General features: G+C 62.9%; 25 protein-coding genes and 1 riboswitch. Of the genes, 15 read left to right on the forward strand and 10 right to left on the reverse strand.

Annotation, left to right across the window (positions count from 1 at the left end; translation table 11 throughout):
• The first annotated feature begins 23 nt into the window (after window positions 1-23).
• From LMTR3_RS02715 to LMTR3_RS02740, 6 genes are all read left to right on the forward strand, one after another.
• Window positions 24-758 carry a dienelactone hydrolase family protein gene (locus tag LMTR3_RS02715; protein WP_065743542.1) on the forward strand — a complete coding sequence of 245 codons (735 nt, stop codon included), beginning with the start codon at window positions 24-26 and terminating at the stop codon, window positions 756-758.
• A gap of 12 nt (window positions 759-770) precedes the next feature.
• Window positions 771-1,625, forward strand: a complete 855-nt coding sequence (gene lgt, locus LMTR3_RS02720; protein WP_065743543.1) for a prolipoprotein diacylglyceryl transferase — start codon at window positions 771-773, stop codon at window positions 1,623-1,625.
• An 8-nt stretch (window positions 1,626-1,633) separates the two neighbouring features.
• Window positions 1,634-2,755, forward strand: a complete 1,122-nt coding sequence (locus tag LMTR3_RS02725; protein ID WP_065743544.1) for a class I SAM-dependent methyltransferase — start codon at window positions 1,634-1,636, stop codon at window positions 2,753-2,755.
• The gene (gene pgeF / locus LMTR3_RS02730; RefSeq protein ID WP_065743545.1) at window positions 2,752-3,519 is read left to right on the forward strand and encodes a peptidoglycan editing factor PgeF; all 768 of its coding nucleotides are present in this window, start codon (window positions 2,752-2,754) and stop codon (window positions 3,517-3,519) included. The genes LMTR3_RS02725 and pgeF overlap by 4 nt, the downstream gene beginning before the upstream one ends.
• A 241-nt stretch (window positions 3,520-3,760) precedes the next feature.
• Window positions 3,761-4,381 carry a hypothetical protein gene (locus LMTR3_RS02735; protein ID WP_065743546.1) on the forward strand — a complete coding sequence of 207 codons (621 nt, stop codon included), beginning with the start codon at window positions 3,761-3,763 and terminating at the stop codon, window positions 4,379-4,381.
• Between the two features lie 166 nt (window positions 4,382-4,547).
• Entirely contained in the window at window positions 4,548-5,501 is a 954-nt protein-coding gene (locus LMTR3_RS02740; RefSeq protein ID WP_065743642.1) for a ribose-phosphate pyrophosphokinase, read from the forward strand.
• 109 nt (window positions 5,502-5,610) lie between these two features.
• Here LMTR3_RS02740 and LMTR3_RS02745 read toward each other — a convergent pair whose 3' ends face one another.
• Together LMTR3_RS02745 and LMTR3_RS02750 are read right to left on the reverse strand one after the other, a co-directional pair.
• A complete protein-coding gene (locus tag LMTR3_RS02745) occupies window positions 5,611-6,426 on the reverse strand; it encodes an SDR family NAD(P)-dependent oxidoreductase (protein WP_065743547.1) in 816 nt (271 codons plus the stop codon).
• Between the two features lie 219 nt (window positions 6,427-6,645).
• Window positions 6,646-7,224 carry a 6,7-dimethyl-8-ribityllumazine synthase gene (locus LMTR3_RS02750; RefSeq protein WP_065743548.1) on the reverse strand — a complete coding sequence of 193 codons (579 nt, stop codon included), beginning with the start codon at window positions 7,222-7,224 and terminating at the stop codon, window positions 6,646-6,648.
• Window positions 7,225-7,301: 77 nt separating this feature from the next.
• A riboswitch (FMN riboswitch) is annotated at window positions 7,302-7,454 on the reverse strand.
• A gap of 186 nt (window positions 7,455-7,640) precedes the next feature.
• Between LMTR3_RS02750 and LMTR3_RS02755 the strand changes: the two genes are divergently transcribed.
• The 3 genes from LMTR3_RS02755 (at window position 7,641) to proC (ending at window position 10,583) form a co-directional block, all read left to right on the forward strand.
• Window positions 7,641-8,618: a Bug family tripartite tricarboxylate transporter substrate binding protein gene (locus LMTR3_RS02755; RefSeq protein WP_065743549.1), complete on the forward strand. Its 978-nt coding sequence runs from the start codon at window positions 7,641-7,643 to the stop codon at window positions 8,616-8,618.
• Window positions 8,619-9,084: 466 nt separating this feature from the next.
• Window positions 9,085-9,585 (forward strand): type III secretion system chaperone family protein, encoded by a 501-nt coding sequence (locus LMTR3_RS02760; RefSeq protein ID WP_065743550.1) that lies wholly within the window; start codon window positions 9,085-9,087, stop codon window positions 9,583-9,585.
• Between the two features lie 176 nt (window positions 9,586-9,761).
• The gene (gene proC / locus LMTR3_RS02765) at window positions 9,762-10,583 is read left to right on the forward strand and encodes a pyrroline-5-carboxylate reductase (protein ID WP_065743551.1); all 822 of its coding nucleotides are present in this window, start codon (window positions 9,762-9,764) and stop codon (window positions 10,581-10,583) included.
• A 112-nt stretch (window positions 10,584-10,695) separates the two neighbouring features.
• On the opposite strand, the gene LMTR3_RS02770 is transcribed toward proC, so the two are convergent.
• From LMTR3_RS02770 to LMTR3_RS02790, 5 genes are all read right to left on the reverse strand, one after another.
• Window positions 10,696-11,091 (reverse strand): thioesterase family protein, encoded by a 396-nt coding sequence (locus LMTR3_RS02770; protein ID WP_065743552.1) that lies wholly within the window; start codon window positions 11,089-11,091, stop codon window positions 10,696-10,698.
• A gap of 140 nt (window positions 11,092-11,231) precedes the next feature.
• The gene (locus LMTR3_RS02775) at window positions 11,232-11,432 is read right to left on the reverse strand and encodes a tautomerase family protein (protein ID WP_057842245.1); all 201 of its coding nucleotides are present in this window, start codon (window positions 11,430-11,432) and stop codon (window positions 11,232-11,234) included.
• Window positions 11,433-11,553: 121 nt separating this feature from the next.
• Window positions 11,554-13,026, reverse strand: a complete 1,473-nt coding sequence (gene hisS / locus LMTR3_RS02780) for a histidine--tRNA ligase (protein ID WP_065743553.1) — start codon at window positions 13,024-13,026, stop codon at window positions 11,554-11,556.
• Window positions 13,027-13,133: 107 nt separating this feature from the next.
• On the reverse strand, window positions 13,134-13,943 hold the full coding sequence (locus LMTR3_RS02785; protein WP_065743554.1) for an MBL fold metallo-hydrolase: 810 nt from the start codon (window positions 13,941-13,943) through the stop codon (window positions 13,134-13,136).
• Between the two features lie 51 nt (window positions 13,944-13,994).
• Window positions 13,995-14,522: a nuclear transport factor 2 family protein gene (locus LMTR3_RS02790; RefSeq protein WP_245319715.1), complete on the reverse strand. Its 528-nt coding sequence runs from the start codon at window positions 14,520-14,522 to the stop codon at window positions 13,995-13,997.
• Window positions 14,523-14,670: 148 nt separating this feature from the next.
• Between LMTR3_RS02790 and LMTR3_RS02795 the strand changes: the two genes are divergently transcribed.
• On the forward strand, window positions 14,671-15,552 hold the full coding sequence (locus LMTR3_RS02795) for a LysR substrate-binding domain-containing protein (RefSeq protein ID WP_065743555.1): 882 nt from the start codon (window positions 14,671-14,673) through the stop codon (window positions 15,550-15,552).
• A 110-nt stretch (window positions 15,553-15,662) separates the two neighbouring features.
• Here the strand turns inward: LMTR3_RS02795 and LMTR3_RS02800 are convergent, their stop codons facing one another.
• Entirely contained in the window at window positions 15,663-16,739 is a 1,077-nt protein-coding gene (locus LMTR3_RS02800) for a branched-chain amino acid aminotransferase (protein WP_141686444.1), read from the reverse strand.
• 331 nt (window positions 16,740-17,070) lie between these two features.
• Here LMTR3_RS02800 and LMTR3_RS02805 point away from each other — a divergent pair, with 331 nt between their 5' ends.
• The 3 genes from LMTR3_RS02805 to LMTR3_RS02815 are packed head-to-tail and all read left to right on the forward strand — an operon-like array spanning window position 17,071 to window position 19,750.
• Window positions 17,071-17,619: a MarR family winged helix-turn-helix transcriptional regulator gene (locus LMTR3_RS02805; RefSeq protein ID WP_065743557.1), complete on the forward strand. Its 549-nt coding sequence runs from the start codon at window positions 17,071-17,073 to the stop codon at window positions 17,617-17,619.
• Entirely contained in the window at window positions 17,616-18,356 is a 741-nt protein-coding gene (locus LMTR3_RS02810; protein ID WP_141686445.1) for a response regulator, read from the forward strand. Before LMTR3_RS02805 ends, LMTR3_RS02810 begins: the two co-directional genes overlap by 4 nt.
• Before the next feature lie 8 nt (window positions 18,357-18,364).
• A complete protein-coding gene (locus tag LMTR3_RS02815) occupies window positions 18,365-19,750 on the forward strand; it encodes an ATP-binding protein (protein ID WP_065743558.1) in 1,386 nt (461 codons plus the stop codon).
• A 155-nt stretch (window positions 19,751-19,905) separates the two neighbouring features.
• Here LMTR3_RS02815 and LMTR3_RS02820 read toward each other — a convergent pair whose 3' ends face one another.
• Both LMTR3_RS02820 and LMTR3_RS02825 read right to left on the reverse strand, forming a co-directional pair.
• A complete protein-coding gene (locus LMTR3_RS02820; protein ID WP_065743559.1) occupies window positions 19,906-20,433 on the reverse strand; it encodes a DUF3617 domain-containing protein in 528 nt (175 codons plus the stop codon).
• Window positions 20,434-20,534: 101 nt separating this feature from the next.
• On the reverse strand, window positions 20,535-20,840 hold the full coding sequence (locus LMTR3_RS02825; protein ID WP_065743560.1) for a hypothetical protein: 306 nt from the start codon (window positions 20,838-20,840) through the stop codon (window positions 20,535-20,537).
• 166 nt (window positions 20,841-21,006) lie between these two features.
• Here LMTR3_RS02825 and LMTR3_RS02830 point away from each other — a divergent pair, with 166 nt between their 5' ends.
• Window positions 21,007-21,468, forward strand: a complete 462-nt coding sequence (locus LMTR3_RS02830; RefSeq protein ID WP_065743561.1) for a hypothetical protein — start codon at window positions 21,007-21,009, stop codon at window positions 21,466-21,468.
• Between the two features lie 123 nt (window positions 21,469-21,591).
• Window positions 21,592-22,272 (forward strand): ribonuclease T2 family protein, encoded by a 681-nt coding sequence (locus LMTR3_RS02835; protein WP_028350731.1) that lies wholly within the window; start codon window positions 21,592-21,594, stop codon window positions 22,270-22,272.
• The last annotated feature ends 298 nt before the right edge of the window (window positions 22,273-22,570 follow it).

The raw sequence follows: 22,570 nt of genomic DNA on the forward strand, positions 1-22,570 counted from the left end.
TCACAACGCAAAAAGCAACGCCCATGATCGACCAGCAGATCGATATTGCGACCAAGGACGGCAAGACCACGACCTTCATCACCCACCCTGAGCGCGGCGGCCCCTTCCCAGTCATCATCTTTTACATGGACGCACCGGCGATCCGCGAGGAACTGCGCGACATGGCGCGGCGGCTCGGCACGTCGGGCTATTACGTGATGCTGCCCAACCTCTATTACCGCTCCGGCGTCATGGAGCTGGGACCGATCCCGCCTGATCCGGAAGCGCCCGAGCGCAAGCGGGTGTCCGGATTCATGAACTCCATCAATATTCCCATGGTGATGGAGGACACCAAGGCCCTGCTCGCTTATGCAGAGACGCAACCTGCCGCAAATACGAAGATCGTCGGCACCGTCGGCTACTGCATGAGCGGTCGCTACGCCGTCAACGCGGCAACGCATTTTCCGGATCGGGTGAAGGCGGCGGCTTCGATCTATGGCACGCATCTCGCGACCGACCAGCCCGACAGCCCGCATCTGGCGGCATCGAAGACCAAGGCAGAGTTGTATTTCGCGTGCGCCGAGACCGACATCTATGCACCGCAGGAGATCATCGACAAGGTGAAGCAGGCAATGGAAGGCACGAAGAACGAGGTCGAGATCTATCCCGGCACCCATCACGGCTTCGCTTTCCCGAAGCGGCCGGTCTATCACCGCGACGCCGCCGAGCGGCACTGGGAGCGTCTGCTGGCGCTCTATCGCCGCAACCTCGTGTCGTAGACTCCCCCTCCAATGCCCCTTCTCACCATAACCTTTCCGGAAATCGATCCTGTCGCCATCTCGATCGGACCGTTCGCGATCCGATGGTATGCGCTGGCCTATATCTGCGGCATCGTGCTCGGATGGATCTATGCGCGCGCGCTGATCAGGAAAGAGAAATTATGGAGCGGGCCGGCGCCGATCGCACCCGTGCAGCTCGACGATTTCATTCTCTGGGTTACGATTGGCATCATCGTCGGAGGCCGCACCGGCTATGTGACGTTCTACAACCCGGGCTTCTTCATCCAGAACCCCATCGCCATTTTCAAACTATGGGAAGGCGGCATGTCCTTCCATGGCGGCTTTCTCGGCTGCGTCGCCGCGGTGATGCTGTTTGCGCTCAAGAACAAGATCTCCATCCTGTCGCTCGGCGACATCACGACCGCCGTCGCTCCGATCGGAATTTTCCTCGGGCGGCTCGCCAACTTCATCAAAGGCGAGTTGTGGGGGCGTGAGGCGGATGCCAGCGTGCCCTGGAGAATGGTCTTTCCCGATGACCCGCTTCAACTTTTCCGCCATCCAAGCCAGCTCTACGAAGCGGCGCTTGAGGGTTTCCTGCTGTTCGTGGTCCTGGCGGTGATGATCCGGATGGGCGCGCTGAAGCGGCCGGGCCTGATCCTCGGCAGCTTCATCGCCGTCTACGGCCTTGCGCGGATTGCCAGCGAATTCTTCCGCGAGCCCGATCCCCAGCTCGGATTTTTGTGGGATCCCCAGCTCGGGCTGACCATGGGTATGCTGTTGTCGGTACCGATGATCATTGCCGGAGCCGTCCTTATCATGATGGCATGGCGCCGCGAGACGCCGCAGCATATAGAGAAGTCGATCTAAGGCAGGCCGTGACCGAATTTTCGCCGTTACAGACGGAGATCCACAAGCTGATCAGATCGTCAGGACCGATGCCGGTCTGGCGGTACATGGAACTGTGCCTGATGCATCCCGAGCACGGCTACTACGTGTCGCGCGATCCATTGGGCCGCGAGGGCGATTTCACCACCGCGCCCGAGGTCAGCCAGATGTTCGGCGAACTGCTCGGGCTATGGACGGCCTCGGTCTGGAAGGCAATCGGTTCGCCGCCGATGCTGCGGCTGGTCGAGCTCGGCCCGGGCCGCGGCACCATGATGGCGGACGCGCTCCGCGCTGTCAGGGTGCTGCCACCGCTCTATCAATCGATCCAGATCCATCTCGTCGAGATCAATCCGGTGCTGCGCGAGAAGCAGCAGGCAACGCTATCCGGCGCGCACAACATCACCTGGCACGACAATATCGACGACGTGCCGGAGGGCCCCGCAGTCATTCTCGCCAACGAATATTTCGACGTGCTGCCGATCCATCAGGTAATCAAGCGCGAAACCGGCTGGCACGAGCGCGTCGTCGAGCTCGACGCCAATGGCAAGCTGGTATTCGCCGCCGCGGATGACCCGATACCGCGCTTCGAGGTGCTGCTGCCGCCGCTGGTGCGCGCGGCCCCGATCGGCGCCGTGTTCGAATGGCGGCCGGATACCGAGATGATGAAGATCGCGGCGCGGGTGCGCGACCAGGACGGCGCGGCGCTGATCATCGATTACGGACATCTGCGCAGCGACGCCGGCGATACCTTCCAGGCCATCGCCCGCCACAGTTTTGCCGATCCTCTGAAAAATCCCGGACAGGCCGACGTCACCGCCCATGTCGATTTCCAGGCGCTGGCGCGCGCGGCGGAAGACGTCGGCGCGCGCGTTCATGGTCCGGTGACGCAGGGCGAATTCCTCAAGCGGCTCGGTATCGAGACCCGGGCCGCCACGCTGATGGCAAAAGCCGCGCCCGAAGTTTCCGCCGATATTTCCGCCGCGCTGAAACGCCTGACCGACAGCGGCCGCGGCGGCATGGGATCGATGTTCAAGGTGCTTGCGGTGACCGAACCAAATCTCATCTCGGTCGCAGGCCTCAGCGACGAACCGCCGGGAGACGAAAGAGCATGACGTTCGGATCGTCCCTGCTGTCAGCCATTCCCGGGCTGCGCCACGCGTTCTTCACCCGCGAGGGCGGGGTATCCGGTGGAATTTACGCAGGACTCAATGGCGGGTTAGGCTCCAACGACGATCCGGCCAATGTCGCGGAAAATCGCCGCCGGATGGCCGAGCAGATGGGCGTTGCGCCCGAGCACTTGCTCAGCGTGCACCAGATCCACTCGCCCGACGCCGTGGTCGCGACCGGACCATGGCAGGGCGACAAGCCGCGCGCCGACGCGCTCGTCACACGCACGGAAGGCATCGCGATCGGCGTCACCACGGCGGATTGCGGTCCGATCCTTTTCGCCGACCCCGCCGCGCGCGTGATCGGTGCCGCGCATGCAGGTTGGAAAGGCGCGCTGACCGGCGTGCTGGAATCCACGATCGAGGCGATGGAGAAACTCGGCGCCGACCGCACCCGCATCGTTGCCGCCATCGGCCCGTTGATCCGCCAGCACTCCTATGAAGTCGGCAGTGAACTCGTCGAGCGCTTCATGGATGCTGATGCGGAGAATGGCGTGTTCTTCATCCCGTCAGTGCGCGCGGGTCATTCGATGTTTGATCTTCCCGGATTCATCCGCATGCGGCTGGAGAATGCCGGCATCCTGATGATCGACGATCTCGGTGTCGACACATATTCCGACGAGCGTTTTTATAGCTACCGCCGCTCGGTGCACCGGAAGGAGCCGGACTACGGCCGCCACGTGCACGCCATCGCGCTGGCGAGCGAGTAGTGCCTCACTTCACTTTCAACACCACCTTGCCCGCGCCCGACCAGCTTAGGCGAGAGCCCCCGGCAGTTGCTCGTAGGCAAATTCGCGATCGAGGACAAAGGCTCGCATGGATGATCCTGCGGAGTTGACGAATTCTGGCAACAAGAAGGAGAGACGGGACGAGCCGGACGCAATCTTTTTGGCGAGCTTATCCACGCGCTGCCCTAGACCTTAACACATTTTAACGATATCGCAGGGAGCAATGAGGAACACCTTGATTGCTTCGTGCCTGCAAACCCCGCGCGCCTTGATGGCCGCGGCGCTGCTTGTCGTTTCTTGCGCGCTCGGCGGCTGTGCCGGCGGCGGCGCGGCCAGCGGCTCGTATGCGATGGCACCGAGCGCAGGCGGCGGTCCCACCGTGGCGTTCGAATCGATCGACGGTCCGCCGCCGCAGGTGTTCGACCGGATGGTCAGCGTGCTCGATAGCGAATCGAAGCTCCGAAACCTGTCGATCGTCTCGCGCGAGGGCGGAGCATCCTACCGCGTGCGCAGCTATCTGTCGGCGCAGGTGGTTCGCGGCAAGACCGTGATTGCCTGGGTCTGGGACGTCTATGACAACAACCAGCAGCGTGCGCTGCGACTTTCCGGCGAAGAGCCCGCCGGCAAGGCTGGCCGCGACGCCTGGGCGGCGGCCGACGACCTCGTGTTGCGGAAAATCGCGCAGGCCGGCCTCAGCGGTCTGTCCGGGATGGTCAACGGAAGTCCGGATGCAGCGCCTGCGCCGAGCCCGGAGCGCCGCGGTCCCGCGGTCGCGAGTGCGGAAGAAGCAGTACCCGCCCAGGATGCGGCCGGCGTCACGGCGCTCGGTTTCAGCGCCCAATAAACAGCCCTGATAAGGTCCCGTATCGGCCGATTTTTGACCGGGAAAACGACATCAACGGGTTGCCAGCCGAGCCACCCGCCTGATATCTCCTCGCTCACAAAACGCGCCGGTTCCCGAGGACTATATGCTGAACGTCGTATCCAGCAAGGCGCGAGGAGAAGCGTTGATGGCGGCCAAGAACGGCTCGATCAAGCTGGTCGCTGGCAATTCCAACCCCGCGCTGGCCCAGGAAATCGCGAACTGGCTGCATCTGCCGCTGACCAAGGCGGTGGTCCGGCGCTTTGCGGACATGGAAATCTTCGTCGAAATCCAGGAAAACGTCCGCGGTTCGGACGTCTACATCATCCAGTCGACGTCGTTTCCGGCCAACGACCATCTGATGGAACTTCTGATCATCACCGATGCGCTGCGCCGGGCCTCCGCGCGCCGCATCACCGCGGTCATCCCCTATTTCGGCTACGCCCGCCAGGACCGCAAGGTCGGCTCGCGCGCACCGATTTCCGCCAAGCTGGTCGCCAACCTGATTACGCACGCCGGCGTCGACCGCGTGATGACGCTCGACCTTCACGCCGCCCAGATCCAGGGCTTCTTCGATATTCCGGTCGACAACCTCTTCGCCTCGCCGGTGATGGTGCGCGACATCAAGGAGCGCTTCGACCTCTCCAATGTGATGGTGGTGTCGCCCGACGTCGGCGGTGTCGTGCGCGCGCGGGGGCTGGCCAAGCGCATCAACACGCCGCTCGCCATCATCGACAAGCGGCGTGAGCGCGCCGGTGAATCCGAGGTCATGAACGTGATCGGCGACTGCGCCGGCCACACCTGCATCCTGATCGATGACATCGTCGATTCCGGCGGCACGCTGGTGAACGCGGCCGACGCCCTGATCGCCAACGGCGCCAAGGAAGTCTATGCCTATATCAGCCACGGCGTGCTCTCCGGCGGCGCTGCCGCCCGCATCGCCTCCTCGAAACTGAAAGAGCTCGTGATCACCGATTCGATCCTGCCGACGGAAGCGGTCAACAAGGCCGCCAACATCCGCACGCTGTCGATCGCGCCCCTGATCGCCGAAGCGATCAGCCGCACCGCGTCGGAAGAATCGGTATCGAGCCTGTTCGACTGACTCTTGTAGGGTGGGCAAAGGCGCGTACGCGCCGTGCCCACCATCTCTCAAACGTGAACTGGAATGGTGGGCACGGCGCAAACGCGCCTTTGCCCACCCTACCGCGCCCTCATTCAAATCCCGGTCGCGGCACCAAGTTCATCAGCATATTGGCATAGCCGCCATCGACCATGATCTCCTCGCCATTGACATAGGACGCGCGGTCGCTGGCGAGAAACAGGATCGCATCGGCCATGTCCTGCGGCATGCCGACCCGCCGCAACGGCACGACTGCGGCACGACGCTCGGTGACGCCGGGCGTATCGTAGAACGCCTGGCTCATCGGCGTGATCACCATGCCGGGACTGACGACATTGCTGCGGATGCCATGCGGCCCCCACTCGTTGGCGAGCTGCCGCGACAGCATGATCACGCCGGCCTTGCTGACACTGTAGGCGCCGCTCTGCCCCTGCGCGTTGCTGCCTGCGATCGAAGCCACGTGAACCAGACTGCCGCGGCCAAGCGCGCGCATCTGCCGGCCGAACACCTGCGCGCAAAGAAAATAGCCGGTCAGGTTGACGGAGAGAACGGCGTTCCATTCGGCAAGCGACAAGATGTCGAGCGCACCCGGACGCAATACCGCGGCGGTGTTGACCAGCACATTGCATGGCCCCAGCGATCTCTCGATCGTCGCAGCCGCAGCGGTGACGCTCTCGACATCCGTCGTATCGCAACGCGCGATGGCATGATCGGCGCCGAGCTTGCCGAGCTCGGTGCGCGTTATCTCAAGGCCACGTTCATCGAGATCGATCGCGGCCACGCGGGCGCCGGCCTGGGCAAAACTGAGAGCAACGGCGCGACCGATCCCGCCGCCCCCGCCCGTCACCACGCAGACGCGGCCTGACAGGCCGAGCCAGTCGGAAGATTCTCTTTCGGCTTTGACCATCGATGCCTCCAATCGAGAGTTCATTCGTCATTGCGAGCCACCGGGTCGCGCGAATGCGCGCCCGATGACAGGCTCCGCGAAGCAAACCATCGAACCGCAGGAAAGATGGATTGCTTCCGCCTTCGCGCCAAAGCGCTTCGGCGGACTCCCGGCCCTGCGAAGCTTGCGCAGCAAGCGAAGAAGGGTCGTCACTTCGTTCCTCGCAATGACGGGGACTTGTTACCCGCCAATCCCCGCCGCGACCTGGCCGCGCAGCCGCTCCAGGCTGTGCAGCGTGTTGGCGCAGGCTTCCGCGACCTCGATGCCCTTGATGACGAAATGCTTGCGGAAGAATTCGTGGTGCACGGCGCTTTCATGGAATTGCTGCGGCGTCAGCACCGCCGAGAATACCGGCACTTCGGTCCTGAGCTGCACGTCCATCAGCGCCTTGATCACGGTGTCGGCGACGAACTCGTGGCGATAAATGCCGCCATCGACGACGAGGCCTGCCGCGACGATCGCGGTGTAGCGTCGCGTCTTGGCGAGCAGTTGCGCATGCAGCGGTATTTCGAAAGAGCCCGGCACCTCGAACAGATCGACCTGCGCGCGCGTGATATGGCGCGCCTCGATCTCTTCGAGGAAGGCAATGCGGCATTCCTCGACCACGTCGCGATGCCACGACGACTGCACGAAGGCGATGCGCTGCGGCTTGACGAAACGCGGATGCACCGGCGCCGGCGGACGCTCGGGCACGTCAGGAACGTGATGGGCTTCGGCTGTTTGGGATTGGACTTCAGGCTCTTGCAACATCTGATTCATGGCTTTCCTCTTTCAGGACCAGAATCAGGGCATACGGAACGACACCGGCCTACGCGCAAAGGTGCGAGGCCGCCGCAAACCGTTCTCTTTCATCCGGACTGTAACCGTCGGCTTCGGAATCACACCGAATCTGCTGACCCTTCTGCTCAGGCGAGAAGAAGGCGCTCGCGGGCTTGGGCTACGTCACCCTTACCGCCGGTGGGGATTTTCACCCCGCCCTGAGAACATCGGCCGCCCGGAATGGACGACCTGCCTTCAGGATATGACCAACTTCGGGGCGGCAGCAAGCGTCTTTGGCATGGGGAATCGGCATGTCCCCATGCCGCCGAAACAGGGCATGTGGCCTGCCGGATCGCTGTCTTTGCTCGAGCCGCGGCAATTGGGATAGGTTTGCTGTCAACAGGGGGACGCTCAACATGAAAATTCTTCGTCGGAATTTCCTCAAGCTGACCGGCACACTCATCGCTGCACCTGCCTTGCCGCGACTGGCGTCCGCGCTCGATTATCCGGCGCGGCCGACGAAGATCGTGGCCGGCTTCGCTGCAGGGGGCGGCGTCGATATCACGGCGCGGCTGATCGGCCAGTGGCTGGCCGACCATCTCAAGCAACCCTTCGTCGTCGAGAACCGCACCGGCGCCGGCGGCAATATCGGCACCGAGGCGGTCGTGAACGCGGCGCCCGACGGCTACACGCTGTTGCTGGCGACGGTGCCGAACGCGGTCAACGCCTCGCTCTACGAAAAGCTCAGTTTCAATTTCGTTCGCGACATTGCGCCGGTAGCCGGCGTCATTCGTGTGCCGATGGTGGTGCTGGTGCACCCCGCGGTGCCGGCGCAGACCTTGGCCGAATTCATCGCCTACGCCAAAGCCAATCCCGGAAAGGTCAACATGGCCTCCGCCGGCAGCGGCAGCGCGCCGCACATGGCGGGCGAGCTGTTCAAGATGATGACCGGCGTCGACATGGTCCATGTCCCCTATCGCGGCCAGGGGCCGGCAATGACGGATCTGATCAGCGGCCAGGTGCAGATCCTGTTTGCCGCCGCGCCCGGCACCGCCGATCACATCAAGACCGGCAAGCTGCGCGCGCTCGCGGTGACGACGGCCACGCGCATGGCGGAGCTGCCGGAGGTTCCGACCGTGGGCGATGTCGTGGCAGGCTATGAAGCCAGCCAGTGGTACGGCTTCGCAGCGCCGAAGAACACGCCGGCCGAGATCGTCGACAAGCTCAACAAGGAGATCAACGCGGCGATCGCCGATCCCGGCATGAAGGCCCGGCTTGCCGCCATCGGCGGCGCACCGATGCCGGGCTCGCCTGCCGATTTCGGCAGACTGATCGCAGACGAGACCGAGAAATGGGCCAAGGTAGTCCGCGCAGGCGGCCTCAAGCCGGAATGAGGCGGTGATTTGCGAACGGTCCGGGAGGTACAGACGCACGGCGAGCACCGCAAATGGAACAAGCGTGACACACGTGTCCTTTGGTCGCGCGCGAGAGATAGGCGAGCGGGTGTGCCTGCGCCGCGGACGTGAACGCGGCGCTTCCCCGCAAAATTAACTATCCCTTAACCATTGTGGCAGAGCTGCCCGATTTCACGCCGCATCGGACTCCGCGGCGCTCGAATCCGATTCCGGTTTGTTCTCAAATTAATAATTACGACCGCGTTCAACTGTGGACGACGCCGCTTTGGCCTGTGGACGGACTCAGGGGTCAGTTGCGCGGATTCCGCAAATCACATCAGTTGAGTTCGGCAGGCCCCGGGATGATCCGCGAACGGGGATTGCAGTCGGCGCCGCCGCATCAGTTCAACGCGCGCCGTGCTCCGCGTGCGTATCAGAAGAATTCAAGAAACAGGGTCGAGACGGCATGTCCCTCCTCGAAGGCATTATTGATTCCCGGAACAACCCGCTCGCGGCCGTCGAGGACATCGCCGCCGAAAACAACTGGGCGTTCGAGCGCTCCGGCGAAGACGAAGTCACGATCGTCTCCAAGGGGAACTGGACCGACTACCAGCTCTCCTTCACCTGGATGGCGGAGATCGAGGCGCTGCACCTGGCCTCCGCGTTCGACATGAAGATTCCCCCCGCACGCCGCGCGGAAGTGCAGCGGCTGATCGCGGCGATCAACGAACAATTATGGGTCGGCCATTTCGACATCTGGACCCACACCGGCATGATCATGTACCGGCAGGCGCTGCTGCTGCCGGGCGGGCTGACCGCCTCGACCGCGCAATGCGAGGTCATGCTGGCCGGCGCCATCCACGCCTGCGAGCGCTATTACCCCGCGTTCCAGTTCGTGGTCTGGGCGGGAAAGAGCGCGGAAGAGGCGATGACCGCGGCGATGTTCGATACCGAGGGCGAGGCGTAGTTAGTTCGCTGCGGCGCTTCCACAAACACAGCGTCATCCCTGCGAACGCAGGGATCCATACTCCGTGACCGCAAGGCTCAAGCAAACTGCTTGTGGCCTTTCTCTGCCTTTACTAGAACCGCCTGTGGTTATGGGTCCCCGCTTTCGCGGGGACGACGGCACTTGTGGTGACGCCTATGGGTATCAACAACACACTCCAAAACCTCCACGGCACCATCGCGCTGGCCGGCGCCGGCAAGATGGGCGGCGCGATGCTGAGCGGCTGGCTGGCCGGCGGGCTCGACGCAAGCCGCGTGATCGTGATCGAGCCGCAACCGTCCGCTGAGATCGGCGCGCTGGCGGCGCAGGGCATCCGCCTCAATCCGAAGGACGCCGGCACGGTCGATACGCTGGTGATGGCGGTGAAGCCGCAGACGTTCCGCGAAGCGGGGCCGGCGCTGCAGTCCTTCGTCGGAGCGAACACGCTCGTCGTCTCGATCATGGCAGGCACGACGATCGCGGCACTTGAAGAAGTCTGCGGCGGCATGGTGGTTCGCGCGATGCCGAACACGCCGGCCGCGATCGGCCGCGGCATCACGGTTGCAGTAGCAGCAAAAAATGTCAGCGCCGCGCAACGCGCCACGGCCGACGCGCTGCTGCGCGCCACCGGCTCGGTCGAATGGGTCGAGGACGAAAGCCTGATGGATGCGGTGACCGCCGTGTCCGGCTCCGGGCCGGCCTATGTGTTCCTGCTGGCCGAAGAACTCGCGCGCGCCGGCATCGAGGCCGGGCTGCCGGCGGAGCTTGCAACGAAGCTCGCGCGCGAAACCGTCGCCGGCTCCGGCGAATTGCTGCACCGCTCGGAACTTGCTTCGGCGACGCTGCGCCAGAACGTCACCTCGCCCGGCGGCACCACAGCGGCCGCGCTGGAAGTGCTGATGGCCAACGACGGCCTGCAGCCGTTGATGATCCGCGCAATCGCCGCGGCAACGAAGCGCTCGAAAGAATTGGCGAAGTAGCGGAATCGTAGGGTGGGCAAAGCGCAAGCGTGCCCACCATTGCGAGCACGGTGCTGGATGGTGGGCACGGCGCGAAGTGCGCCTTTGCCCACCCTACGCACCGAGTCCGCCGCTACTTCCCTGCAAGCCTTTTGGTGAACGTCTCGACATTGACGAGCCCGCGGGCGTGGCGTCCGTCGCCAATCTTCCGTTCGCCTTCGAAGGCTTCGACCTCGAAGCGGATCACGCGGCGCTCGACGGCTACGACCTTTGCCGTGACGCGCACCGTCGCGCCGACCAGCGAGGCGCCGAGATGGCGGATATCGACCTCGGTGCCGACCGTGATCCAGCCCGGCTGAAGATGGCTGCGGATGGCATCGCTCGAGGCCATCTCCATTTCCAGGATCATCATCGGCGTCGCATAGACCATCGGCATATCGGGCACGAAATGCCCAACCGTGCGCTCGGGCGGCACGACCAGCGTCCGCTCGGCGCTCATGCCGATCTTGATGAAGTCGCGCGCGTCCATGCGATGGCCTTGGATAGTCGTCATTCCGGGGCGGTGCGAAGCGACGAACCCGGAATCCAGAAGTTGTTGGCGCGAGATCCTCAGGTGCGCAATTGCGCACCATAGTTCGCGCTTCGCACGCCCCGGGATGACCTTTCAGGTCACTTCTGCATCGCCTTGCGCTCGACGAACGTCTTGCCGCCCTTCATCTTGTGGGTAAGCGGCGCCTCGTTGATCTGGATCACGACGGCTTCCGCGTCGACGCCGAGGTTCTTCACCAGCGCCTGGGTGATGTCGCGCATCATGCCGACTTTCTGTTCCTCGGTACGGCCGGCGGCCATGCTGATGGTGATCTCAGGCATTCTCGTCTCTCCCTTTTTTGTTTTCGTGATGGCCGACTTGTGCCGGCCATCCACAACCTCTTCTATCAAACAAGACGTGGATGCCCGGGACAAGCCCGGGCATGACGCCTGGAATGAATGGCTATCCCCACTTCACGTCATGGCGCGCGAGCACCTCGCGCACTTTTGCGACGATCTCGCCTTCGGCGCAGGAAAACTGCGCCGGACGCGTCTCGCGCCATTCCTGGTTGGAGGCGATCGCAGCCGCCGCCTTCGCGCCCTCGATCAGATCCTTGATCTGAATTTCGCCGCGCGCCTTCTCGTCCGAGCCCTGGATGATCACGCAAGGCGAGTTGCGACGGTCGGCATATTTGAGCTGGTTGCCCATATTCTTGGGATTGCCGAGATAGAGCTCTGCGCGGATGTTGGCGTTGCGGAGCTCGGCGACCATCCTCTGGTAGTCGGCGACACGATCGCGATCGAACACGGTGACGACGACCGGGCCGAAGTCGGGCCGCGTGTCGAGCTTGCCCAGCATGGTCAGCGCCGCCTGCAACCGCGACACGCCGATGGAAAATCCCGTTGCCGGCACCGGCTCACCGCGGAAGCGCGAGACGAGGCCATCATAGCGGCCGCCGCCACCGACCGAGCCGAAGCGCACCGGTCGACCTTTCTCGTCCTTGGTTTCGAGGGTGAGTTCGACCTCGTAGACCGGACCGGTGTAATATTCGAGACCGCGGACGACAGAAGGATCGATCACGATACGATCCGCCCCATAGCCCGACGCCGTTACCAGCTTGCTGATCGCATCGAGTTCGTCGCGACCTTCCTGTCCGACCTTGCTGTCGCGCAGCCGCGCATCGATCTGCGCGCCCTGTTCGACCGCACCGACGACCAACGCAATGTCATCAGGCTTCAGGCCAGCGCCTTTGGTGAAGTCACCCGACTCATCCTTGCGGCCCTCGCCCAGCAACTGCTGCACGCCGGAAACGCCGAGACGATCGAGCTTGTCGATCGCGCGCATCACCGTCAGCCATTGTCCGTCATCGGCAATGCCTAGCGCATCGCGCACCCCATCGAGCACCTTGCGGTTATTCACCTTCACCACATAGCTGCCGCGCGGAATGCCGAGCGCCTCCATCGTATCCGCCGCCATCATGCACATCTCGGCGTCCGCCGCCGGCGAGGCCGAGCCCACCGTGTCGGCATCGAACTGCATGAACTGGCGGAAGCGGCCGGGGCCGGGTTTTTCGTTGCGGTAGACGTAACCGGCGCGGTAGCTGCGATAGGGCTTTGGCAGCGCGTCGAAATTCTCCGCCACATAGCGCGCCAGCGGCGCGGTCAGGTCGTAGCGCAGCGAGATCCACTGCTCGTCGTCGTCCTGGAACGAGAACACGCCCTCGTTCGGCCGGTCCTGGTCGGGCAGGAATTTGCCGAGCGCGTCGGTGAACTCCATTGCGGGCGTTTCCACCGGCTCAAAACCGTAGCGCTCGTAGACCTCGCGGATTTTCTCGACCATCTGGCGCGTGGCCGCGATCGCGGCCGGACCGCGATCTTCCAGCCCGCGCGGCAGCCGCGCGCGCAATTTCTGGGGTTTTTTGGGTTTTTCAGCCATGGGCGAGGTTGGTACCAGCGCGTGGCTTGGGCGGCAAGGCGGCTTTTGGCGTTGCGCTCATACCTTCCTTCTCCCCTTGTGGGAGAAGGTGGCGGGCTCACTGGCGGCTACGCGGCCGGAATAAACGCATATCCCCGCCCTTCCTCGACTACTCTACCGATGCCTGGTCGACCCAGGTGAGCGCCGGCTAGCCAATTATGTGCATGCGCTGCGTCTTGGAGCAACTTGATCCGGCTAGCCCTCGCCATAGACTCGTCATCGTCATAGGCCCAAGTAAGCTCGGGACGGGCAAACTGTTCAGCAGGAACGTGGATCAGGTCGCCACAGAATAGGATCTCGTCCTCGTCAGTGCTGAGGAGATAACCCATATGGCCCGGAGCATGCCCAGGTATTGCCACCGCCAGCAGATGATCGGCCAGCCGGTCTCCTCCATTGATTGGGGCAAGGAGCGGACGAAACTCAGCTAGATTTGGCTCGGCAAGGAACCCCTCAACGGCGTCCTCCCCTATCACGATCTTGCTCAGGTTGTTAAAGGCTCGTCGACCGTCAGGCGTCAGAAGACCATTGATGTGGTCGCCATGAGCATGAGTGAGGGCGACCATCGTGATTGATGACGTGTCGATGCCTGCCTCCGCCATCGCGTCCCCGAGGTGACCCATGGACGGCTCCCAACTGCTCCCGGCTCCACAATCAATCAAAACGCGGCCGATGCCAGGGCGATCGAATAGGAAGCAGTTGACCGACAATCGAACCAGCGAACCGTCCCCCTGAGGCGCTTCGGTCTGCCTAGCTATTTTGTTGTTGGGATATCCGAGGAATTCGGCGGGCAGGTCGACATATCCGTCAGAGAGTGACCAAATCTTCCATGATCCCGAAGCGCAGCCCAGGGTATTGGGGCTTTGTGACAGAAATTCCACGGACAACCTGCCAAGCGTGTGATTCAATTTTGTGTTGCGGCACTGAAGCCGTTAGGTTTTCGAAGTCATCACTTTCTGAGCGATCTTCCAGGTTCCGTTGACCTTCAGGCATGACAACATGTCGGTGAAGTAACGTGGCGGAATCTGCAATTTCAACTTCAAAAGCGCGAGTTCTCCTTCAACGTCTATTGATAGAATCTGATCGTGGCGCTCCAGGCCTTGTTGTTTTGGAGCTTTCATATTGCGGACGGCTGCTAGCCACGTCCCAATCGGAGTCACGCTCACGTTGCCGTCGTCGCCGACCTTGGTCACGGAACTCGAGGGGTGAAATATGGACGCAAATTTGTCAGCATCCATTTCATAGGCTCCATCGAAGTAGGTCTGCGCTAGGGAGCGCAACGCACGAGCATCGGTATCCATAAGCTTGTTATCCATCAGGTTGTTATTTGGAACGGGAAGAGACTGCGCATGGCTGAAAGTTCGGTCTCCAAACATCAAACCAGGAATGCTGACGAGAGCAGTTCCAGAAGTCACGCGAGCCGATCGACTTAAAAAGGCTCGTCGATCCATTTTTAACATTCTGTCCCCCCAAGTCCGTGTGAGCGTCAAGCCGGCGAGACGTGCAGAAATTCGCCTCAAGTCTCCTTGTCGGCCAAAGCTAGGACAACGTGGCTTATGAAGCTAGGCATGTTGCACAACATGGTCTTATGAGTGATATTCATAGGTTATGAGAAACGAACTGAACGAACTCGCTACGTTTGCAGTCGTCGCCAGTGAACGAAGCTTTACACGGGCTGCGGCAAAGATAGGTGTGTCTCAGTCTGCCCTGAGTCACATGATGCGGGGACTTGAGCAACGGCTGGAGTTGCAGCTTCTTGCTCGGACTACGAAGAGCGTCGCACCAACCGCTGCAGGGGCAGCTCTTTTGAAGGACTTGTCTCCGGCTCTTGAGCAAATTGCTCGTGCTCTAAACAAAGCTCGAGGCGTTCGGCACCGACCTGCGGGGCGCCTTCGAATTGTAATGTCACGGTCGGCTGCGGTGATGGTATTGTTGCCGAGGCTCACGGCATTCGCTGAGGCCTATCCTGACATCGTTCTTGACGTTGTTACTGTCACTGGCCCAGTAGACCTCGTTGCGGGCGAGTTCGATGCCGGTATTCAGCTCGGCGAGTTCATTCAAAAGGATATGATCGCGGTGCGCGTCACTCAGGCGCTGCGATTGGCGGTTGTCGGATCGCCTGCCTACTTTGCATCACGAAGCATTCCTCAGAAGCCCAAGGATCTAAATGACCATCGATGCATAGGCCTGCGTCTTCCGGGCGGTCCGTATCGGTGGGAGTTCGAGCAAGGACGAAAGGCGGTCACGGTCGGCGTGAACGGCCCGCTCATAATCGATGATACCAACCTGGTGATTCAGGCGGCGCTCGCTGGCGTCGGCTTGGGACTCGCATTTGAAGAGCAGGTCGCAGCGTATGTTGCGAAGCGCCGCCTCATTCGTGTGCTGGAGGACTGGACGCCGCCATTTCCCGGCTTCTTCATGTATTACCCCAGTCGTCAGCATCAGCCTGCTGCGCTGTCCGCACTAGTGAACGCGCTGCGACACTCTTAACGAGTCTCCGCGTCTCCAGAGCGGCGGCTTCTCCACGAGGCCGCGGGGCCCCATGCTCAAATCGAGGAAACACTTGTGTGCCGCGGAAGCGGGAATAATTCCGCGGCCGGTCACAGGACCTTTCTGATCCAGTCGTGCGGATCGGCCGCGCGGCCGTACTGGATGTCGACCAGCTTCTTGCGCATTCCCATGGCGACGGGGCCGGCCGCGCCGCCGCTGATGAGGAAATCGCCGCTCGCCGAACACACCTTGCCGATCGGCGAGATGACGGCGGCCGTGCCGCAGGCGAACGCCTCTTTCAGCTTTCCGCTGGCGGCATCCGCGCGCCACTGCTCGATGGTGTAGGCCTCCTCGCGCACGACCGTGCCGGAATCCTTCGCCAGCGCGATGATCGAATCGCGGGTGATGCCCGGCAGGATGGTGCCGAGCGGCGGCGTCGAGAGCGAGCCGTCGTCGAACACGAAGAAGACGTTCATGCCGCCGAGCTCCTCGATGTAGCGGCGTTCGATCGCGTCGAGGAAAACGACCTGATCGCAGCCGTGCTCGATGGCCTCGGCTTGCGCGCGCAGGCTCGCGGCGTAATTGCCGCCGCACTTGACGGCCCCGGTGCCGCCGATCGCGGCACGCGTGTAATTCTCCGACACCCAGATCGACACCGGCGCAGGTCCGCCCTTGAAATAGGAGCCGACCGGCGAGGCGATGACGGCGAAGATGTATTCCGCCGATGGCTTCACGCCGAGGAATATCTCGCTCGCGATCATGAAGGGCCGCAAATAGAGACTGCCCTCGCCGCCCGGGATCCAGGCGCTGTCGATGCGCACGAGTTGCTCGACCGCTTCGATGAAGATGGCCTCGGGCAGCGGCGCCATGGCCATGCGCTCAGCCGAACTGTTGAAGCGCTTCGCGTTGGCGGCAGGGCGGAACAGGTTCACGCCGTTGTCGCGCTTGTAGGCCTTGAGACCTTCGAAAATCTCCTGCGCGTAGTGCAGGACGGCCGTGGCCGGATCGAGCGGAAAATTCGCGCGGGCCTCGACCCGCGCGTCATGCCAGCCGTTGGCCTGATTGTAGCGGACGATGGCCATGTGATCGGTGAAAATCCGGCCGAAGCCCGGGTCCACGAGCTTGGCCGCGCGCTCCCGCTCAGGAGTTGGATTCGCCGCAGGCCGGATTTCGAATTTCAAACTCATTCCCCTTTGCCCTTGCTTCCCGCTATTGGACATCGACGCCCATATTGGCGCCGGCATGCTTCTTCCGGGCCTTCACAGGCCTGGACTTCACCATCACCGGCCTTGCGGCCGGCTTCCGTCGCCGTCATGTCGGTCGAGGACATGCTTTTGCGGGATGCCGAAGTCCAGTATGTTTGCCGAAATGCCGCTCGACAATCGCACGGTAATCCATTTGCGGCCGTTGCCGCCATCGCTGGCTTTTCCGGCTGCCTGACACGTCACCAGGTTCGAAACGACCTAAAGTTTCGTCGTGGCTGGCAGTTTTGTAACATTGAACCCAAGATATGTCAACATGACTGACATAAATTTCTCGAAGGGCTCCGTAGCCACCGATTCGCAGGGGGCCGCCAGCCCTGCCCCGCGGGCTGGCGAATTTCGCTGGGACATTATCGAGCTGCTGTTCTTCGCCTATCGCGACTTCGTCGGCGACGCCGACCATGAGCTCGAGGCTTTCGGGTTCGGCCGCGCCCATCACCGCGTGATGCATTTCGTCTACCGCTACCCCGGCCTCAAGGTCGCCGACCTCCTGGACGTGTTGCGGATCACCAAGCAGTCGCTTGGCCGGGTGCTCAAGCAGTTGCTCGACGAGGGCTACATCATCCAGAAGACCGGCAATAACGACCGCCGGCAGCGCCTTCTTTACGCCACCCCGAAGGGCGAAGCGTTGGTGGCAAAGCTCGCAGGGCTCCAGACCGATCGCATCACCCGCGCGCTCCGGGACATCAATCCCGAAGGCGTCGCCGCGATCAGCGAGTTCCTGCGCGCGATGATCGATCGCGACGACCCCGACAAGGTGTTGGAGGCGATCTTCGGGATCGGCAGCAAGAAGCCAAGGGAGTGATCGTGCCGCAAGGAGCAACCATCGCTGAAGCCACCACGCGCGCGCCGCGGCAACTGGCCGATGACGCCCCGCATCTGCTCTTGGTCGACGACGACCGCCGTATCCGCGATCTGTTGTCGCGGTTTCTGACCGGCGAGGGCTATCGCGTCACCACCGCCTCGAGCGCGAGCGATGCGCGCGCAAAACTGCTCGGCCTGCATTTCGACCTCCTGATCCTCGACGTCATGATGCCCGGCGAAACCGGCTTCGACCTGGCGCGTTTCATTCGCACCTCCTCCTCGGTGCCGATCATCATGCTGACGGCCCGCCACGAGGCGGAGGCGCGGATCGAGGGCCTGCAGATCGGCGCCGACGATTACGTGGCGAAGCCGTTCGAGCCGCGCGAACTGATCTTGAGGATCGGCAATATCCTCAAGCGATCTGCGCCGCCGCCGGTGGAGGCGCTGGAGCAGATCGCGTTCGGCCCTTACATTTTCCATCTCGATCGTGGCGAACTACGTCAGGGCGAGGAGATCATTCACCTGACCGACCGCGAGCGCGAAATGCTGCGCATTTTGGCCGCCAGTCCCGGCGAAACGGTGCCGCGCGCGGCGCTGACCGGCGACGGCACGGTGAACGAGCGCGCGGTCGACGTGCAGATCAACCGGCTGCGGCGCAAGATCGAGCGCGATCCCGCCAATCCGCTGTTCCTGCAGGCGGCGCGCGGCATCGGCTATCGCCTGGTTGCGTCGCCCTGAGCCAGCTCATGAGCACGCTCGACACCGGCCTGACGTTCATCCGCAACGCGTCGCAACGCGTCTCCAGGGCCAATGGCTGGATGGGCAATGCGTTCAAGGGCTGGATGCCGACCGGCCTCTACGCCCGCGCGCTCCTGATCATGATCGTTCCGATGGTGATCCTGCAAACGGTCGTGGCGTTCGTGTTCATGGAGCGGCACTGGAACACGGTGACGCGACGCCTGTCGGCAGCCGTCGTTCAGGACATCGCCAGCCTGATCGACATCTACAAGGCATTTCCGCAGGACAAGGACCGTGCGCAACTCCGCCGCATTGGACAACGGCTGCAATTGGTCGTCGATTTCTTGCCTGTCGACGACATGCCGCAGCCGGGACCAAAGCCGTTCTTCTCGCTGCTCGACCAGACCCTATCATCGCAGATCGGCCGCCAGATTCGCCGCCCGTTCTGGATCGACACCGTCGGCAAGTCCAATCTGGTTGAAATCCGCATCCAGCTCGACGATGCCGTGATGCGCGTGTTCGCGCAGCGCAGTGCCGCCTATGCCTCCAATTCGGAGATTTTCATCTTCTGGATGCTCGGCACATCCTCGATCTTGCTGATCGTCGCGGTGCTGTTCCTGCGCAACCAGATCAGGCCGATCCTGCGGCTGGCGGACGCCGCCGAAAGTTTCGGCAAGGGCCGCGAGGTGCCGAATTTCCGGCCGCGCGGCGCGCGGGAGGTGCGGCAAGCGGCACAGGCATTCCTGGAAATGAAGGCCCGCGTCGAACGCTCGATCGATCAGCGCACCGCGATGCTGGCCGGCGTCAGCCACGATTTGCGCACCATCCTGACCCGCTTCAAGCTCGAACTGGCGCTGATCGGCGACAGTCCCGAAGTCGACGGCATGCGCAAGGACGTCGACGAAATGTCCGGCATGCTCGAGGCCTATCTCGCCTTCGCGCGCGGCGACAGCGGCGAGATCGCGCAGCCGACCGATATGGCGATGGCGCTGGAGGAGTTGCGCAGCGACGCCGAACGCCACGGCCATACCGCAACCGTGACGTTCCACGGCCTGCCGGTGGTGACGGTGAAGCCGGCCTCGTTCAAGCGCTGCATCGCCAACCTGGTTTCCAATGCGGCGCGCCACGCCAATACAGTCGCCATCACCGGCCACCGCGATCACCGCTATCTGACGGTGACGGTCGACGACGACGGGCCGGGCATTCCGGTCAACATGCGCGAGGAAGTGTTCAAGCCGTTCCTGCGGCTCGACGATGCCCGCAACCAGGATGAGGGCGGCACGGGCCTCGGCCTCGCCATTGCCCGCGACATCGCCCGCTCGCATGGCGGCGACATCACGCTCGGCGACAGCCCGATGGGCGGCCTGCGCGCGGCGGTAAGGGTGCCGGTGTAAGTCGTGTTCGCGAGATCTCGGCCTCATCCTTCGAGACGCGCGTGCCGCGCTCCTCAGGATGAGGGTCTCTGCCCCTCATGGTGAGAAGCGCAGCGAAGCGGCGCGTCTCGAACCATGAGGCCGCCGACCGCGCCGTCCGCTTGAAAGATACTTCCCTACTTCTTCGGGATCAGCGCCTTCAGCTTTTGCATGTCCTTGATGTTCATCTTCATGCCGCCAGGCATCATGATGTCGCCGGGCTTCTGGTCGGCCTTGCAGGCGCCGACCCATTTGGCCTCGATCGTGGAAGTGGAATCGTGCGCGCCGGCCCGGCCACCCTCGCTCTGCGAGGTCGATTTCACGGTGTAGGCGGAGTTGAAGTCGCCGGTGATCTCGGCCTTTGATTTGACCGTCACGCCGGCGATGCCGCAAACCGAATCGGTGACATAGCCGGTCGCCGTCTTCTGGATCTCCTGCTTGGAGCAGATCTCCTTGGCCACCGGCGACATTGCGGTGCTCATGTCCTTGTCGGTGGTCTCGTCGGTGCATTGCTGCATCGTCATCTCGGGCGAGCCCGTGCTCACCACCTTCATCTCCCACAGGCCGGCCTTGCGCACCGGCAGCTCCACGGCGACGGCGCTGCTTGCCGGCAACAGGGCAAGCACGCCAACGGCCGAACAAGATACAAGAAGCAGTCGTCTCATGCGTGGCTCCCGCTGAATTCTTCCAGAGATCGTCATCGCGAAGTGACACACGCTCCGCGTGGCGAAAACATGTCCAGCCGGAAAACAGGGCGCGGCAGCGCTCAGTAAAGCGTGCGCAGCGGCCGCTCAGCGGCGCCATAGGGCACCCAGCGGCAGGCAAAGGAAACGTAGCCGCCGTAATTGGGCTGCACGCCGAGGAATTTCACCACTTTGCCGTAGCGGGCGCAGTGATCGACGGCGAGCTGGCGGGCGTCGGCCTGCATCGCGAGCTGATAGGCGATGATGCCGCCGGTGTCGTTGCCCTTGAACGGCGGCACCGTGTCGATATCCCACCACTGCGCCTGCGCCGGCGCCGCCGCCAGCATCCCGCCCATGGCAATCAGGCTCGCGGCCACAATTCTTCGCATCGCAGACTCCCTTTCGCTTGAACCGCACCATAGTGTGAGCCGATGGCCGTGAAAAGAATGGTTGCGGCACGAGGCGGACTTGGCTGTCAGGTGTTGCCGCGCTGCACTTGACCTCGTCAGGGCTTCGCGGCACCGTCCCGTGTGTTGGCTTACCGGCGGATTCCCCATGCGCAATTTGTTGAAATCCTTGAGAGCACTCGGTCCGATAACGGCGGCGCTCGCTTTGCTGGTCTCCAGCCATGCCGCCCAGGCCGCCAATCCCCTGGAATTGAATTTCTGGCTGTCAGGCCCTCGCTATGACGGCCGCGTCGCCGAATGCGAGCGGGCGCTGTCGACCATCGCGTACCAATTCCGGGAGAAGGAGGGCAAGTTCTGGAATTCGGCGCTGACGATCACCGGCTTTGGCCGGATCCATGAAACCGCGTTTAGGCCCTGGCAGTCCGACAACATTCCGCGCCGCTTCTGCAGCGGCGATGTGATGCTGAGCGACGGCAAGATGCGCACCGTGCACTACTCGATCATCGAGGATGGCGGATTTGCCGGCTTTGACCAGGGTGTCGAATGGTGCGTGACCGGGCTTGACCGCAACTGGGCGTACAGCCCCGGCTGCAGGGCCGCGCGGCCCTGATCGCCCTGAAATCCGGCAAGCGATCCGGCTGATTCGGGCCGACTCTGGGTCAATCCAATTTTGTTCTTGAAATGTTCCGCCTCCCTGCTAGGCTCCCGGTAGTCGAGTAGAGGGGGGCATTCGATGCACCGGTCCATCATCATTTCGCGGCTTCTGATTTCGCTGGCTCTTGTTGTCGTCTTGGCCGGGACGGCGTCCGCACAGGACCGCCGGCAGAACGCGCCGGGCGAATTCGATTTTTATGTCCTGGCTCTTTCCTGGTCGCCCTCCTTCTGCGAGGCGGCGGCTGAGCGCGGCAATAGCGGGCGTTCACAGACCCAGTGCAGCCGCCCCTATTCCTTCGTGGTTCACGGCCTGTGGCCGCAATATGAGCGCGGCTTTCCCGAATATTGCCAGCGGCCCTCGCCGCGGCTCGATCGCAACATCATGACCTCGATGCTGGACCTGATGCCGGCGCCCGGCCTGATCTTCAACGAGTGGGACAAGCACGGCACCTGTTCGGGCCTTGGCGCGCGAGCCTATTTCGAGACCACCCGGAAAGCGCGCGCGGCGGTAAAGATCCCCGAGGAATTCCTGCAATTGTCGGAGCAGAAGACCATCGCCCCCGGCGATCTCGAAGAGGCCTTTATCAAGATCAACCCGGGCTTGAGCAGTTCGGCGATTTCGGTGACCTGCTCGAGCCGGCGCCTGAGCGAGGTGCGGGTCTGCCTGAGCAAGGACATGCAATTCCGCGCCTGCGACGAAATCGACCGCCGCGCCTGCCGGCGTGACGAGGTGGTGATGCCGCCGGTACGGGGCGGCTGAAGACCCGCTTACCGCCATGCCAGGCATGGCGGCCCGCTTTGCGCAGACTGCTCGAAGTTGTCTGCGTTCCCGGTCATCCACGGCTTATCGTCATCTGCAAGACACGTGGATGGCCGGGACCTGTCTGCAGCAAAACGTCGTCGGCATTTGGTCCCTGCCCCAGAGGCGTTTCGCGAAGCAGGACCCGTCTTCGCCAAAGCTCCTTCGCCAAGGCTTCGCCGGGTGTTCAGCCCCTGGTCCTCCGAAGCGTTTCGGGAAGGAGGACAAGCCCGGCCCCGACGAGTAGAAGACAATACGT

The organism is Bradyrhizobium sp. LMTR 3, assembly GCF_001693485.1.
Lineage (GTDB): Bacteria > Pseudomonadota > Alphaproteobacteria > Rhizobiales > Xanthobacteraceae > Bradyrhizobium.